Origin of the sequence: Actinoplanes sp. NPDC048988, from assembly GCF_043197815.1 — a bacterium.
Lineage (GTDB): Bacteria > Actinomycetota > Actinomycetes > Mycobacteriales > Micromonosporaceae > Actinoplanes.
This window is the reverse complement of sequence record NZ_JBICTW010000015.1, coordinates 135,879-150,447: the sequence shown is the minus strand read 5'-3', so window position 1 is coordinate 150,447 and position 14,569 is coordinate 135,879. Positions and strand designations below refer to the sequence as shown.

Below are 14,569 nucleotides of genomic sequence, written 5' to 3'. Positions count from 1 at the left end.
CCATCGACATGCCCAACCTGAGCCGGCAAGCCCGCAGCGACGCCGCCGCGCCAGCCCTTACCGTGCCGGCACCCGCCACCGCCCCCGGCTCCGCGGCGGCGAGCGTGCCGGCCGCGCGACTGCTGCAGGTTGCCGATCACCTCAGTGCCGCACCCTACGAGGCCCACCCGGGGCGGTTCGACTACGTCGAGACGCGCCGGTGGGAGACCGATCCACCCGCCGGTGGCACTGCGCCGGCGAGCCCGCCTTCGGCATCGGTACGTCATCTCGCCGCCTGGACCGACAATCAGGGCAGCGGCCGGTCCTACGAGCTCGACGAAACTCACGGCTGCACCCTCGAGCGCGACGAATCGTGGACTCAACCGGAGGCGGCGCCCTGGGACGGTCCGTTGTCCAGTGACCCCCACGCGGTGCGCCGTCAACTACTCGGCCCACCACCGAATACCGGCATCGACCTGTTCGGCCAGATCTCGGAGCTGTTCGCCGCCCGAGTCGTGCCGTTACCCACCCGCCGCGGCGTCCTGCGCATGCTCGCCGGCCACCCTCACACCGTCGTTCGTGAAGGCGCCTTCGACTCCAGCGGGCGCGCCGGGATCACGGTTACCACCACCGTGACGACCCCGGCACCACCGCCCTACGACTCATACGAGCGCACGCTGACCTTTGACCCCGCCATCGGTGACCTGCTCGCCGCAGGCTCCACCGACCCAGACGCCGGCGCAGCCGATCCGACTGTTGCACCCTGGCACCGCCCCGGCTTGCGCACCTACACCGAGTACCTGGACCGCCGCCACACCAACAACCGGTCGACGCCGCAGCCACGCTGCTCCGAACACGAGCACAGCACAGCGCTCCGGCCCGCCGGCACCTCGAGAACGGCCACCCACGACCAGGCCGCGAACGCCACCGACTTCACGGTCCTGGTCGAGGACACCACGTATCTCGGAGTTCGCCGATGAACGCCCGGCCCGGCGCCGACCAGATCTCCTTCCATATCGGCGAGCAGGCCGTGACCGCACAATGTGCCCTACACCCCGACTTCGCCGAGTCCCACCCGTACGGCGACGACCAGCTGGTGCCGGCCACGTGGTTCGTCCGCGTTCTGTCCGAGCACCTCAACGCCCACCCCGCAGCCACCCCTGACGCCCCGGCGGTCGAGCAACTCGCTGCTGACCCGGCTGGTGTTCTGAGCGCGGCACCGGCGTTACCGCTTGACGAGTTCAGCCGTGAGGTCGTCGCCCGCTGCCGGTGGGCAACGGACATCAACGACGACGACCCTCGCGGCGACTGGCCGCTTGAGCTGCGCCTCGCCGTGGCGCTGGTGCTCGGCAACACCGACTACCTAGGTGACATGGGACCTGGGCCCGGCTACACCGCCGACCAGGCAGCAGAGCTGCTCGTGCGCAGCATGCCCCACCCGCCGCCGGACCTGCGCGCCTGGATCGAAGCCATCCGCAACGAGATCAAACCCCAGCAGCCCGGCAGCCCACACACGCCGTGGCTGCCGCCCAAAAACTGCGGCTCGGCCCCTGATCAGCGCGCTGGCTCAGACAGGTGATCCGTCACCAACGCCCGTCGCCTGAGGCGACCCTCAACTCCCGCCGCCAAAGATGACGGCGGGCTGATACCGGTCTGCAACCCGCAGGCCGGTCCATCCCTCATCTGAAGAAGGACGCGACTTTGACGTCACGTACCTGGCTCGGCGGCATCACCGCCGTAGCCGTGACCACCGCCTCTCTGCTGATCCCGGCCACGCCGGCATCAGCACGCACGCCGCACGCCGCGGCGCCGGCTCAGCTGGCCGAGCCCACGAGCCTCGACGACAACGGCGAGGTCTCGCCGTTCATCATCGGCGGCACCGACGCCACCGAGAACTACCCCTTCGCCGCCCGGGTGCTGACCACCTTCCCCGGCCTCGGCACCGCGAAGTGCACCGGCACCTTCGTCAGCACACCGCGAGGACGCATCGGGGTGGTCAGCAACGCCCACTGCTTCGAGCTCGAGGGCGACACCGAGCCCGCACCGTTCACCAACGTGCAGGTCCAAGCCGGCTCCATCCATCTGGACCAGCTGGTCACCCTCAACGCCACCGGGCTGCAGCTGCACCCGGAATGGGACTGGATGACCGGCGCCGACCGGGTCGCCGACCTCGCCGTCATCATCCTGCCGGTCCCGGCGGGCCGGCGCATCCGAGCGATCCCGATTGCCGAGTGGGTACGCGCCTACCAGAAGGTCCGGCTGCTCGGCTGGGGAAAGACCACCTACGACGCCACCCAGCCGCCGCCGGTCCTGCAGCAGCTCGACACCCGCCTCGCCACATCCTCGACCTGCGCGGTAGCCGGAATCACCGCCGGGGAACTCTGCGTCGCCGCGGCCGCCAACGGCGGTTCACCCTGCTTCGGTGACTCCGGCGGTCCCGCTCTGGCCCGCCGCGCAGGCTCCTGGGCGCTGCTCGGCAGCGCCAGCCGCGGCACCGACGAATCCACATGCACCGGCGCGATGATCTACACCGACGCCACCTACTACGCCGGCTGGATCGAACGCACCATCGACGGCAAGCACAAGCCGTATCGGCCGCGGCCCACCGCGCCGAGTCTCACGAAGAGGCACTGGGCGCTCGCCGGCTGACCGCCGCGAGAGCAGGGCGCGGTGTGCTGGGCGGCTGTCCGCTGTTCCGGCACACCGCGCCTGGGGCACCCGAACACCGCGGCGCGCATGGGGTGCAGGTATCGACCCCTGCCGCCCTTCCAGCGGTGACCGCAGAGGCGGGACGCCTGCTCGGCGAAAGCGCCTTCGCCACGCTGGATGAGGAAGGGGGCCGGGCCGAATGAGCCACGATCACGGCCTCGCACCGTGGGCGAACCTCGGTTGCGCCTCCCGCCGCCGGTCACGCTGGTGAACATGCCGCCTCGGCGGCGCGGCCATCCTGCCTCTCCGCCGCCGCTCGACCCGACGAACCACGAGGAAGGCACCTCGATGTATCCCAACCCCACACCGGGCCCGAACGACCCGACGCGGATGACTGCGCCGACCGGCCCGGGGGGAAGAGCCGGCTGCCGTGTGCTGGTCACCGGCGTCCCAATCCCGGGCCACGTCATGCCGGTGCTGCCCCTGGCCCACGCGATCGCCGCAGCCGGCGACCAGGTCACCATGGCCGTTGCGGCATCGATGGCCCACCTTATGGGCGGCCTCCCGGTCCTGGCGACCGGGGCGGACGTCGACGTGCTGCTGACGGAGAACGCCCGGCGTACCGGCGGCGCTGATCTGGGCGACATCTCCGCGCTTGCTCAGTTCTTCACCGCAACCCGCATCAATCTGACGTTCGACGACGCGATGCGGCACGCGCACCGCATCCGTCCCGACCTCATCATCAGCGACGAGTACGACACCATCGGCCCGATGCTGGCCGCCGCGCTGGCCGTGCCATGGGTGCAGCACGCGATCGGCCTACCGGTGTCACCGCCTCCGTTGGCACCGGCCATGAAAGGCCTGCTCGTACCCGAGTACGTGCGGCGCGGGTTCGTCAAGGCCGAGCGTCTGGCTCTCGTCGACCCCTGGCCGCCAGCGTTGCGGGAACCAGGCCGGGCGTTGCCACCGGACCGGCTGGCGATTCGCCCGCAGCCGTACACCGCGCCACCCACCGCTGACCAGACGGCGGTACCCATGCCCGGGCCTCATCCGCGCGTGCTGGTCACCCTGGGAACCGTCCTGCTCGACGGCGAACTGCTCGACGCCCTCGTCGACGCCGTGGCCGCGCTCGACAACGTCGAGGTGCTCGCGCTGGTGCCGCCCGGCGTCGACCACCCCCTCACCGACCCACGCGGCCACGTGCGGTTCCTGGGCTTCACCCCGATGGCGCACCTGCTGGCCGCAGGTGTCTCGGTCATCGTGGCCGCAGGCGGCGCCGGGACCGTGCTGGCCGCCATGAGCGCCGGCATCCCGATGGTGCTGCTACCGCGAGGGGCCGAGAAGCCACAGAACGCCGAGCGAGTGGTCGAAGCCGGCGCCGGCATCGCCATCACCGACCCGGCAAAGGCCGGCGCCGCCGTTCGTGGGCTGCTCACCGACCCGTCGTACCGATCCGCGGCCGAACGGATCAGGGAACAGATCCGGCGAGCGCCTCATGCGAAGCAGGTCTGGGCTGCGCTCCGTGAGCGCCTCCGAGCGTGACTGGCGACGCCATGCGTGTCTTGTCCTCCGGCACCCCTACGCCCTGAGACCGCCGCCCAGCAACGGCCTTCCAACCCGCGGCGACCGTCCTCCAGCACTGTCCAGCCGTGTCACTGAAGGGATTCCCTGCCGTGCCTATCCTGCTGCCCGCCCTTACCTACAACTACGAAGGCGGCGGTTATGACCGGACGACCCGACGCCACCGCTTCGACGGCCTGCAAAACACCCTCGAGCGGGCACCGAAACCACCTGCCGTGATCCTGTTCTGCGAGGCCAAGCACTACGAAGCATCGGGCAACGCCGGTCTTTACCAGGCCGCTGAGGCCGTCACCGACGTCTTCGGCGTCCCCTTCGGTGCCTTGCTGGGCCGCGGTGACCGCGGGCCGATCCCGCCGGCGATCTTCTACGACACCAGTCGGCTCATCCCACGGTCTTTCATCGACCGCAGCGACCCCGGCCCCTTCACCGATCAGATCAACATCTGCCGTTTCGCCGTCCTCGACAGCCACGACGACACCGGCCGCCGACGCGAGCTGATCGCCGCTGTCGACCACTTCCCCGGCGAGTCCCCGGACGCCCGCGTCAAGGCCGCCAGCCGCCTCCACAGGTGGGCGAAAGACCCCACCCCCGTCATCCTCGGCGGGGACCTCAACGAACAGCCCTCCGGCGATCACTACCCACGCTGGGAATCCGACCTGTGCACCCCGCTGGTCCGCCGCCGCAAAGCCCGGCGCGTCGGCGACAGATGGGTGCACTCGAGCGACGCGCTCGACAGCCTCGTCGGCACCTGGAACTCCACCACCGGCGGACGCGACGACAACATCGGTTTCCACCTGATCTCCGAACTGGCCTGGCAGGCCAGCAACCGGATCACCGCCATCGAGGCGACCGTCGTCGACAAACCCGGCGAAGTCCCTCTCACGATCGACCACCTCATCGTCAACGACGTGATGCGCCCACATGTCGACGCCGAGACCTTCCGAACCTTGCCCGCCGCCTGCGGCCAAGAGGAGGCGTCCGACCACATCGCGGTCTACGCCGAACTCTCCTTCTGAATCAACACGGCCCCGCAACGCCCACCTGCTGCGACCGACCACCCCGCCCTCGAGAGGACCGATCATGGCCACCCGAGTACAACAGGACCCTCCCGCCCGACGGCACCGCTTCACCTACACCGACCAATTCCGCTCTCTGCCCCGCAGCGACCGCGAGCAGGAACTGACGCTGCTGAAGAAGCTCTACGAGCAGGACCGACTGACGATCCGGCAGCTCGCAGACCTTCTCGAGGCCTCCTACGGATTTATGCAGAAGCGCCTCGCCGACGCTGGCACAACAACCAACATCACGAGAAGGAAGAGAACGTCCGTATCAGCTGACGCCGCCGCCACCATCGCCGCTTTGCCCAGCCGCCGCCAGGCACCCTCATGACCCGAGTGATCGGCGTTCACGCCTATGCCCTCGGCTGGGTCGCCGTCGAACTGCATGCCGGTGTCTTTACCCGGGCCCTGCTCGCGAGCACCCTGTACGAGGTCATCACCAACGGCTCCGGAGCTGCGGTGATCGGCGTTGACATACCCCTCGGCATGATGCCCGACCGGTGGCGCGTCGCGGACACGCTCGTCGCGGAACAGCTCGGCCCGCGCCGCAGCAGCGTCGTCCGGACCCCGCCGGAACCGGTGTGGAATGAGCCGGACTTCGCTGCCGCAAACAAGCGGTGTCGCGAACTAACCGGCCGACAGCTCGACCGGCAAGTTTGGTCTCTGCGTCCGAAAGTCCTCGAGGCCAACGCCCTCTGGCAACGACATCCCACCCTGCTGTTCGAGGCACACCCCGAGTTATCCTTCCGCACCATGGCCGGTCAGCCGCTGGAGCACGCCAAGAAGACCTGGGCCGGACAGAACCATCGAGCTCATCTACTGGCTCACAACGGCATATACCTCCCGAACCGTCTCGGCCCGGCGGGTCAGGCACCGGCAGATGACCTCTACAACGCAGCGGCGATCGCTTGGACCGCACATCGCAGAGCAACTGGCGAGGCATACAGCAGCCCCAACCCGCCGGAGCACAACGGCGCCGGCACCTTTTCCGCCATCTGGGCCTGAGCCTTCTCCCAGGTTAGAGCCCATACCAGCCCACCCCGACCGCGTGTCTCCATCCGGCGATGTTCGGCTCCTGGCGAGACGGTCTCCGCCGGCAGATGCGGAGGTTCGTCAAGGCCCTGGTCGCCAGGTTCGGACCGCCGTTTGCAGCGCATCCGGTAGACCGCTGCTGCGCACATCCCTCGCGTTGATGACGTCGAAGGTCAGCTGCCCGATCGCGGCCATGCGTGTGCCCCTGTTAGCCATGGCCGTCCTGGCCAGAGCCAGCAGCGGCTGACCCGCCGGCGTGGGCAGGTAGCCGAGCGTCGTGATGTGCCGACGCAGCCGCATTCCCTCATAGAGCGATGAGTGACTGCTCGCGGTGTCGCTGGGGACGTGCCCAAGCCGATGGACGACGGGCGTGATCAGTTCGTTCAGCATCACGTCGGCTGCGGTGAGCTCATCAGCGGCGCACCGGGCGGCTACGGCGGTGCCCGCGAGCCACGCCGCAAAGTAGGTGGCACCGCAGAAGGCGGCCGCCGCGTCGCCCGGGTCGTCGTCGCCGTCGTTTGCCGCGATGTGCGCACGCCCGAGTTCGAGGCAGCCAGACACGATGCGCTGCACAACCACGTCGTAGTCGTCTGCCAGGCCGGTCACTGCCGAGCCGATCAGCTGGGCCACGTACCGGTCGTGGTGCGTCGCGGGCACCAGGTCGCGGGCGAGGCCGGCGAGCGTGCCGGGCCGGGCCCGCCCGGTGACCACCGGCGCCAAGTTCAAGTCGTCGATCATGCCAGGGATCCTTTCGAGTGGGACACGTTGAGTGGGGCGAGCTGCAACGACCAACGCCGGCGTCGGCCGGACCGCTCCGGGCCTGGACACACGGGCTTGCGCGTGGCCGGTTCGCGAGAGGCGCGGATGCATGGGAGGTGCCCGGGTGCCGTTCCCACGTCAGAGCTCGCCGGCTCGGGATTGCCGCAGGCATTACCGGGCACCTTCCGGGTGTCCGCGTCTCAGCTGGCCGCCCGGCCGGCCGCGAACATGATTTGTTCGTCGTACAGGGTGCCGGTGGCCAGGCAGTGGTGCAGGCCGGACAGCAGCCGCCCGGCGAGGCGACGCAGCGCCCCGGCGTAGGAGTCGCCGGCCGCGCGGCGCCGGTCGTAGAACGCACGGGCACCCGGCGAATGGGTGAGCGAGCTGAACGCCCACCGGTGGCACACCAGCTTCAGCCGGCGATTGCAGATCCGGCGGTGGGTGACCTGTCGGACCGTGCCGCTGGCCCACGTCAACGGGGCCAGCCCCGCGTAGGCGCGCAGCCCTTTCGCGGTGGCGAACCGGTGCGCATCATCGCCGAGCTCGGCGAGCAGCCGCGCCCCGGTCAACGCCCCGCAGCCCGGGAACGACAGGTACGTGACCGCGTGCGGATGGGACTCGAAGGCGTCGGTCAGGGTGGCGGTGAGTTCGTCGGCACGCCGGCAGGCGTCATCGAAGGCCGCGAGCAGCGTGCGTACCTCGACCGCGGTCGCCGTTTCGATCGCTGCCGGCAGCCGCAGCACCGGCGCGACGAACAGCTCGTGCAGCCGGTAGGCCTCCTGCTCGATCAGCCGCAGCCGGGCCCCGGTCAGAATCTTCTCCCACCGATAGACGCTGATGCGCTGCGCGGCGGCCGCGGTCGGCCCGGCCGCCAGGACCGCGCGGGCCTCCGCGCGCCGCAACCCGTGATCGCGGCCGTCCCAGGCGCGCGCCGCGACCGGATGCACCTGCACCAGCAGCGCCCGCAATCGGGCCTGCAACTGCTCACGCAGCCGCTGCGCCCGGTACTGCGCCGATGCGAGCACCGTAAGTGCCGCCGCGTCCGGGCTCACCACCGGCAGCTCCCGCAGAAGGCCCCACCGGTCACGCAACATCACGGCTAGCAGCTCCGCGTCCGAGCTGTCGGACTTCTTCGCCGCCCGCGACGTACGCCGCCGCTGACCGGCCACCTCGCTCGGCGGAATCTGGAACACCGGCTGGCCCTTGGCACGCAGCGCATGAACCAGCAGCCCCTGATTCGTTTCGATCGCCACCGGCACCTTCCGCCGGCCGTGGGTATGACTGGCCCGCAACCCGTCCAACACGCGGAACAGCTGCCGCAGCCCGTCCGGGGTGGCACTGATCCGGGCACGGGCCAAGACCTCGCCGCGACGGTCGACGACCGCGACGTCATTAAGCTGATCCGCCCAGTCGATGCCGCAATAGAACCGTGGTGAGCCCTGCACGCCGATGTCTCCTCCGCCGATCGGGGTTGTCGACCAGCGCCACATCTCACCGCAACCTCGCACCAGCGCACCGCCGACGAAGTTCGGACGGCACACCAAAGCCCGCAGTCACGCGAGCTTTGCAGGAGCGTGAGCGACATCCCGAGCTGATGCCGGGAACCACGAACCGCCACGACCCAATGGCCGGGGGCGTCGGGCGTCTGACGCTGGATCAACCCCGCTCAGGCGGGGACCAAGGTGGAACGACAACTACGGTACGACACCAGCCGGGCCCAGCACCACCCATCTCTGTGGTCGAAGGTGGGGTGCTCGATGGCCAGCCCGCTGGGGCGGGCGTCATAGCCGGAATACCCGATCGGACGTCTTGGGCCGTCGCCGGCCGAACGACGGCGCGTGGCTACGCGGTGACTTGTGGGCCGGCACCGCGATTTGGAACCGGTCTGGGTCGCAGGACCTGGATGGGTTGGCCTGACCAGTCGGGCCCGCCGCCTACGGGCGCCGCCGATCTGGAGACGGAGCACGGTCCCGGCCGTCCGTGGCGCCATCAAGCCGCACCCCGGCGAACGCCCCTTGACGCTGCTATTCGAGGCACCGCAGGGCATCAAGCTTCAGTCGTTCGCGACGGCTGCGGCGGGGCGCCGGGGTGGGCTGGACACCGCCTGTGCCCGGCCGGGCCTGATCGTGCCGTCCCCGCTCGGACGGCACGCCATTGCGCCGTCAGGGCCATCGCCGTCCGTGGACGACCTATCGGCGTAGCTCGCTACCCACAGGCTTTTCGGCCGCCGCACCCGGGGCGACCGCCTGCAACCCCGGACTGCGTGGGATACGGCCCCTTGTTCTTCTCCCATCTGCTCAAGATCCCCATCGACAACTCGAAAGTGACGGTGTGCTGATGGTTATCACTGCTGCAAAGTCCGGCAGGCGGCAGGCGTTCTACATCGACGAAACGATGCGAACCGAACACGGATTCATCCCCTCAATCGTCACTGAGGACACGCCCGGGCACACGCCGCTGAGCGGCAGCGGACCGCAGTCATCGCCCTGGTTCTGGGGTCACGACTTGGCCAGCGCTCGCAGGATCGCCGCAACAGCCAACGCCAGGCTCGGTCTCAGTGACAGCGACGTACGAGACATCGTCGCCTCGTCGTTCCGCGCCTCCGAAGCGATCGCAGAGGCGGGGCAGGTCATCCGCTCGATGGCTGCGGGCGCCGTTTCGTACGACGTGGCCCGTGGCGACGAGCCCGACGACGGCTGGTTCTTGCGCCGGGTGACCTTGGCAGACGGCGCGGTCATCGATCAAGACGACCCATCTCTTGCGATCATCGAGCGTACCGTCGCGCTCTACTTGTCCCAGATCGCTTGGGGGGCATGGGGTGGCAGAGACGCGGTCAGTGTTCTGCGTATCGACGCGCGCACCGGCCGCTGGTTGCGGGAGCCGTGAGCGCGGCGCGGCCGACCGGCGGCCCGCAGGAGCAGCAGCGACCAGATACAGCAACGCCGACGACTGCTGGGGCTGCGGCGCCCGAACAACTGGCCCTATGGCCGGCGGACTCACCAACTCGCTCTGCGCAGCGCTCAGCCCGAGCTGCCCGGTTGCTGACGAACAGCAACCGGCGACTCAAGGACATAGGCGTGTGGACGTGGAGCCTGCCCGCGTGGGCCGGGCGGCTGCCCGACGGGCGTACGTACAACACCTGTACGTCAGCTGGAGTCTGCCGGCAGGTCTGCTATGCCCTTCAGGGCGCCTACCTATGGCCTGTTGTGCGCGGCCGCCACGAGGCGAACCTGCGCTTCGTGCTTGACGATCTGCCAGGCTGGCGGCAGGCGATGATCGCTGAACTTCAGTCGCCTCGATCAGCGGGCCGATGGGTCAGAATTCACGACTCGGGTGATTTCTTCTCCGACGACTATCTACGCGCCTGGACCGACATCTGCCGGGCCTGCCCGAGTGTCCGTTTCTACTGCTACACCAAGGAAGTCGACCGGTTCCGTCGGTTGGTGGAGCCTGATCCGCCCGGCAATCTGCGCTGGGTGTATTCCTACGGCGGGGTTCAGGACCGCTCACTGAATCCGGGGGTGGACCGGGTCGCCGACGTGTTTCCCGACGAGGACGCGATCGACCGCGCCGGGTGGTCCTCTCAGCGTGCCTCCGACCTGCTCGCGGTGCTGGGGCCGCCCCTGGTGGGGATGTCGGCCAATCGCATACCGGCCTTCTTGAAGAAGATTGCCGGCCGCCGGTTCAGCACCTGGCAAGCAATCGAGTCCGCAAAAACGGCCGCCCGCGACGTCCGTCGCATCGCCTCCGCCGAAGACCGCGGACGCTGTGATGACGGTGGGCACACGGGGTTGTCCGGGCTGGCTGAAGGCTGACGGCGGTGCTGGCCAGGCACGGTGGCACGGCCCGGAGCGGACGCAAGCCGGTCCGAGAACATCTTGGCCTTCGGCCAGAGATCTTCTCGTTCCTGATGGCTTGCCGCCCGCCGATCCGGGCCGGCCCCGGCCAGGTTGGCCAGCACGCGCTCGTCGCCTCGGCGTGAACGGCCGCCGACAGGTCAGGTCGGCTCTGTCCATACCCATGGCGTCGTGCCGCGTTGCGGCGGGCGGCCGCGTTACCGCCTCCCGCAGCGGTGGTCACCGGTGCCCGGAGCCAGACGGGCGCAGGGCGATCACCGCTTGGTGGCTCTGTCTGCGCCCGTCCGCCGTGTGCGGCCTACCAGGCTGCCCGGCACGGACGGCCCTACCGTGAAAGGGCGCTTCCCATGCGTAAGACCCTGATTGCCGGCCTTGCCGCCACCGCGCTCGTTGGGGCGCTCGGCGGCCGCCTCAGTGCGACGCCAACCATCCGCGCCCTGCGCCGGCACAACGACACACTCGCCGAGCAGGTCCGCAGCGATCGGCTCACCGGCGTCTTGAGCCGGGCCGGGCTTGAGCAGGCGTACGCCGCGAGCAACGATCATGGGCGTTTCGTGGTCGTCGTGGATCTCGACACCTTCAAGTCCGTGAATGACGAGCACGGTCATCCCACCGGTGACCGGGTCCTCAGCGCGCTCGGTGCACGCCTGGCCGATCTCGCGTCCCGGCACCGCGGGTGGGCGGGCCGGCTCGGAGGCGACGAATTCGCGCTGATCCTGGCCGACTGCACCGCATCGCAGGCGCTGCAGATCGCGACGCAAGCGGTGGCCGCAATCGTCACCGACAGCCGCACCGGATCGGTGCAGGTCGCCGGCAGTGCGGGGGTCGCCTATGCGGCGGCGACCACCTCGTGGTCGAACGCTCTGACTGACGCCGACATCGCGCTCTACCACGCGAAGCAGCGCGGCACGATCACGCTGTTCGAGCCGGGAATGACCTACCCACAGCCTCCGGCGCCTCGTCGGCGAGCCCGTGACGTACGCGAGAGGAACTAGCGGCGCCCTCCTGTCGCGAGCGCCGCCCTGGCAGTCGTCGAGATGGTCAATCCGCGCACCTCCCCACAGCCGTAAACCGGACACGCAGCCGCTGGTCGCGAGGCTCCCGCTGAGCCCGGCACCGCTTCGGATGGCGCCGCCGACCTCTCAGCTGGATTTCTCCTTTCGGCTTCCCATGCAGCCGTTGCGGTTGCACAACACCAGCCCAACTCTCCTGCCTGTGGCCTCGCCCGGCCGCAGGCTCATTCGCCTGCGTCCGCGAAGGGACAACCCCATGACAAACCGAGCCACCTCTCCGACACCGCACTCTGCCGACGAGGCGGACCGGATCGCCCGCGCTGCCTTGACGCTGCTGACCGAGCCCGGCCACCCGGTGCTCTGGTCCATGGCACAGCGGGACGGGGCCCCCGCCACACTCGACCGTCTGCTCACTGGTGACATCCCGGACGCGTCACTGCGCGCGGCGGTCGCGGCCCGCTCGGCCCGGGGTGACGTGCGTCGTATGGCGCAGGCTGCCTTGCGTCGCGCACAGCGGCTGAACGCCCGGCTGGTCGTGCCCGGCGACCGCGAGTGGCCGGCACAGGTGAACGACCTCGCCCGCCTCGCACCCGGCGCCCCCGGGCCGTTCATCCAGCGCACCGCGCCGCCGCTAGGCCTGTGGGTTCGCGGCGAACGCTCGCTGAGCGAGGCGTTCACCCGGTCGGTAGCAATCGTGGGAGCTCGAGCAGCAACCTCGTACGGCGTCCACGTCAGTACCGATTTCGCCCACGTTCTCGCAGGCCAGGAATGGGCAATTGTTTCCGGCGGCGCTTTCGGCATTGACGCCGCTGCGCATCGGGGTGCCTTGGCCGCTGGTGGCCTGACCGTCGCCGTGCTGGCCTGTGGGATCGACCGCCCCTACCCCGTCGGCAACGCCGCACTGTTCGACCAGATTGTCGCCGACGGACTGCTGGTCAGCGAATGGCCGTTCGGTGCCGAACCTCTGCAGCACCGATTCAGCATCCGGAACCGCCTCATCGCCGCCGCTGGTGGCACGGTGGTCGTCGAGGCCGCGGCGCGCAGCGGAGCCGTGCAGACCGTGAGGCGGGCATTGGATCTGGGCCGGCCCGCGATGGTCGTACCTGGTCCGGTGACCTCGGCCATGTCGACGGGCTGCCACGGCATCCTGCGCGATAACCCGGCAGCCCGTCTGGTGACGTCGGCCGACGAGATCGTCATCGAGCTGAGCCAGGCCGACCACTGAATCCGATACCCCCGGGCAGTGTCGCAAGCGGTCCGTGTCGATGCGCAGCCACGGTGCGGTTGTTCGGGTCCTGGCTGGCAGCCGGTGGTCGTCGCTGCCCGTAAGCGCTTGTACCGGCCCCGTCCCGGGCCGGTCAGGGCGCTGCACCCGGCCCGCCCACCGTCACGATCGCCCCCGTGGCGATGCGGCGGCGAGTGGGCGGGCTGGGCTGGTCCCTGGCCTGCCTCGGGCCGTCAGGGCCGGTCCGCGCCCGGGGTCAGCGCGACCCCGCGTGCCCGCCTTCGGCCGGTGCACCGCGATCGGTGGCTTTCCCGGTCGAGGTACCGGCGAGGGCTTTCCGCAGGTCGGGGTCGCGACATCTGCCACGCCCCTGAAGGAGTGTGATTGTTGTGCTCGACCCTGCACCGTCCGTCGTTCGCGGTCCGGCTGACCTGCTCGCCGCCATCCCGTACGTCCTCGGATACCACCCTCACGACAGTGTCGTCGTCGTGTTCGTCACCGGCGAGGGACGCCTGACCTGCGGTCTGAGCGTCGGCCGGCAGGCCCCGGACGAGTTCATCATTGCCGAGAGCAGCACCGCAGCCGCCCGCGCGGACGCCGCCCTCGCCTTCGTCGTTTACTACGGCGCGCTGTCGAACCGCGAACGGATCGCCGGGCTCGCTGAGGCGTTGAGCATGGCGGTCACCGTCGCGGCGTGCCTGCTGGTCGACGAAGGCAGGTACTACTGCCTCAACGACGAGTGCCCCTGCACACCTGAGCACGGCGCTGTCCTGGACCCCTCTCGTAGTGTCATCGCCGCCGAGATGACGTTGCGCGGCCGCGTGGCGCTGCCCTCGCGGGAGCACTTCGACTCCGTCGTCGCGCCGGACCCCGACGCGCAGTCCCGCACCGCCGCCGCCCTGAGCCGGGTGCCGGAGCAGGTATCGGACGCTGTCGCCGTCGTGCAAACCAGCCTGGACATCGCGTCCGCGGGAGATCGACTCAGCGACGAACAGGCAGCGCATCTGGTAGTCGCCCTGTCCGACAACGACGGCCGCAGCGCGGCATGGCAGGCAACCACAGGCGAGATCTGGCAGCACGACCTGTGGCTGGACATGACCCGCCGCGTGCCGCCGACCTGCGTAGCAACGCCGGCCAACCTGGCCGCTTGGAGTGCCTGGCGGCGTAGAGAGCCGGCGCTCGCCTGGGCCGCGCTGTCCCAGGCCGTCCAAGCGGAGCCGGACAACACCCTGTCCCACCTGATCGGCCTGGTGCTGAGCTCCGGGATCAACCCAGCGACGCTGCCCTGGCCGCTGACCGACGGCACTGACCTCGAGGACCTCCTGCAGTAAGTCCGCCGACGGTGTCCCCGCGCCGACCGTGCCGGGACACCGCCCGCCAGCCCGCTGCCCCACGTCTGCACCTCGCTGAGCTGCG

The 14,569-nt window shown here is 69.8% G+C and carries 14 protein-coding genes; 12 read left to right on the top strand and 2 right to left on the bottom strand.

Features of this window, described 5'->3' with window-relative positions:
- The first annotated feature begins 8 nt into the window (after positions 1-8).
- The 7 genes from ACGFJ7_RS35330 (at position 9) to ACGFJ7_RS35300 (ending at position 6,272) form a co-directional block, all read left to right on the top strand.
- Positions 9-959 (top strand): hypothetical protein, encoded by a 951-nt coding sequence (locus ACGFJ7_RS35330; protein WP_392646210.1) that lies wholly within the window; start codon positions 9-11, stop codon positions 957-959.
- Positions 956-1,558: a hypothetical protein gene (locus ACGFJ7_RS35325; protein ID WP_392646208.1), complete on the top strand. Its 603-nt coding sequence runs from the start codon at positions 956-958 to the stop codon at positions 1,556-1,558. Before ACGFJ7_RS35330 ends, ACGFJ7_RS35325 begins: the two co-directional genes overlap by 4 nt.
- 122 nt (positions 1,559-1,680) lie before the next feature.
- The gene (locus tag ACGFJ7_RS35320; protein ID WP_392646206.1) at positions 1,681-2,628 is read left to right on the top strand and encodes a S1 family peptidase; all 948 of its coding nucleotides are present in this window, start codon (positions 1,681-1,683) and stop codon (positions 2,626-2,628) included.
- 468 nt (positions 2,629-3,096) lie between these two features.
- Complete coding sequence (locus tag ACGFJ7_RS35315; protein WP_392646204.1) at positions 3,097-4,170, top strand: glycosyltransferase; 1,074 nt, start codon at positions 3,097-3,099, stop codon at positions 4,168-4,170.
- 131 nt (positions 4,171-4,301) lie between these two features.
- On the top strand, positions 4,302-5,225 hold the full coding sequence (locus ACGFJ7_RS35310; protein ID WP_392646202.1) for a hypothetical protein: 924 nt from the start codon (positions 4,302-4,304) through the stop codon (positions 5,223-5,225).
- A gap of 64 nt (positions 5,226-5,289) precedes the next feature.
- Positions 5,290-5,598, top strand: coding sequence for a helix-turn-helix domain-containing protein (locus ACGFJ7_RS35305; protein WP_392646200.1), 309 nt, complete (start codon positions 5,290-5,292; stop codon positions 5,596-5,598).
- Positions 5,595-6,272 (top strand): DUF429 domain-containing protein, encoded by a 678-nt coding sequence (locus ACGFJ7_RS35300; protein ID WP_392646198.1) that lies wholly within the window; start codon positions 5,595-5,597, stop codon positions 6,270-6,272. Before ACGFJ7_RS35305 ends, ACGFJ7_RS35300 begins: the two co-directional genes overlap by 4 nt.
- Before the next feature lie 108 nt (positions 6,273-6,380).
- Here the strand turns inward: ACGFJ7_RS35300 and ACGFJ7_RS35295 are convergent, their stop codons facing one another.
- Positions 6,381-7,037, bottom strand: coding sequence for a hypothetical protein (locus tag ACGFJ7_RS35295; protein ID WP_392646196.1), 657 nt, complete (start codon positions 7,035-7,037; stop codon positions 6,381-6,383).
- 221 nt (positions 7,038-7,258) lie between these two features.
- Complete coding sequence (locus ACGFJ7_RS35290; protein ID WP_392646195.1) at positions 7,259-8,503, bottom strand: IS110 family transposase; 1,245 nt, start codon at positions 8,501-8,503, stop codon at positions 7,259-7,261.
- A gap of 886 nt (positions 8,504-9,389) precedes the next feature.
- Here ACGFJ7_RS35290 and ACGFJ7_RS35285 point away from each other — a divergent pair.
- From ACGFJ7_RS35285 to ACGFJ7_RS35265, 5 genes are all read left to right on the top strand, one after another.
- Positions 9,390-9,944 carry a hypothetical protein gene (locus ACGFJ7_RS35285; RefSeq protein ID WP_392646193.1) on the top strand — a complete coding sequence of 185 codons (555 nt, stop codon included), beginning with the start codon at positions 9,390-9,392 and terminating at the stop codon, positions 9,942-9,944.
- Between the two features lie 152 nt (positions 9,945-10,096).
- Positions 10,097-10,873, top strand: a complete 777-nt coding sequence (locus ACGFJ7_RS35280; RefSeq protein ID WP_392646191.1) for a hypothetical protein — start codon at positions 10,097-10,099, stop codon at positions 10,871-10,873.
- 389 nt (positions 10,874-11,262) lie between these two features.
- Positions 11,263-11,910: a GGDEF domain-containing protein gene (locus tag ACGFJ7_RS35275; RefSeq protein ID WP_392646189.1), complete on the top strand. Its 648-nt coding sequence runs from the start codon at positions 11,263-11,265 to the stop codon at positions 11,908-11,910.
- A gap of 343 nt (positions 11,911-12,253) precedes the next feature.
- On the top strand, positions 12,254-13,153 hold the full coding sequence (dprA, locus tag ACGFJ7_RS35270; RefSeq protein WP_392646187.1) for a DNA-processing protein DprA: 900 nt from the start codon (positions 12,254-12,256) through the stop codon (positions 13,151-13,153).
- Between the two features lie 380 nt (positions 13,154-13,533).
- Entirely contained in the window at positions 13,534-14,484 is a 951-nt protein-coding gene (locus tag ACGFJ7_RS35265) for a DUF4192 domain-containing protein (RefSeq protein WP_392646185.1), read from the top strand.
- Positions 14,485-14,569 lie beyond the last annotated feature (85 nt).

What these genes read in the sequence shown, in the direction of transcription:
- ACGFJ7_RS35275 (WP_392646189.1), top strand. Translation starts at nt 11,263, where the DNA reads ATGCGTAAGACCCTGATTGCCGGCCTTGCCGCCACCGCGCTCGTTGGG.
- ACGFJ7_RS35315 (WP_392646204.1), top strand. Translation starts at nt 3,097, where the DNA reads ATGCCGGTGCTGCCCCTGGCCCACGCGATCGCCGCAGCCGGCGACCAG.
- ACGFJ7_RS35300 (WP_392646198.1), top strand. Translation starts at nt 5,595, where the DNA reads ATGACCCGAGTGATCGGCGTTCACGCCTATGCCCTCGGCTGGGTCGCC.
- ACGFJ7_RS35295 (WP_392646196.1), bottom strand. Translation starts at nt 7,037, where the DNA reads ATGATCGACGACTTGAACTTGGCGCCGGTGGTCACCGGGCGGGCCCGG.
- ACGFJ7_RS35330 (WP_392646210.1), top strand. Translation starts at nt 9, where the DNA reads ATGCCCAACCTGAGCCGGCAAGCCCGCAGCGACGCCGCCGCGCCAGCC.
- ACGFJ7_RS35325 (WP_392646208.1), top strand. Translation starts at nt 956, where the DNA reads ATGAACGCCCGGCCCGGCGCCGACCAGATCTCCTTCCATATCGGCGAG.
- ACGFJ7_RS35305 (WP_392646200.1), top strand. Translation starts at nt 5,290, where the DNA reads ATGGCCACCCGAGTACAACAGGACCCTCCCGCCCGACGGCACCGCTTC.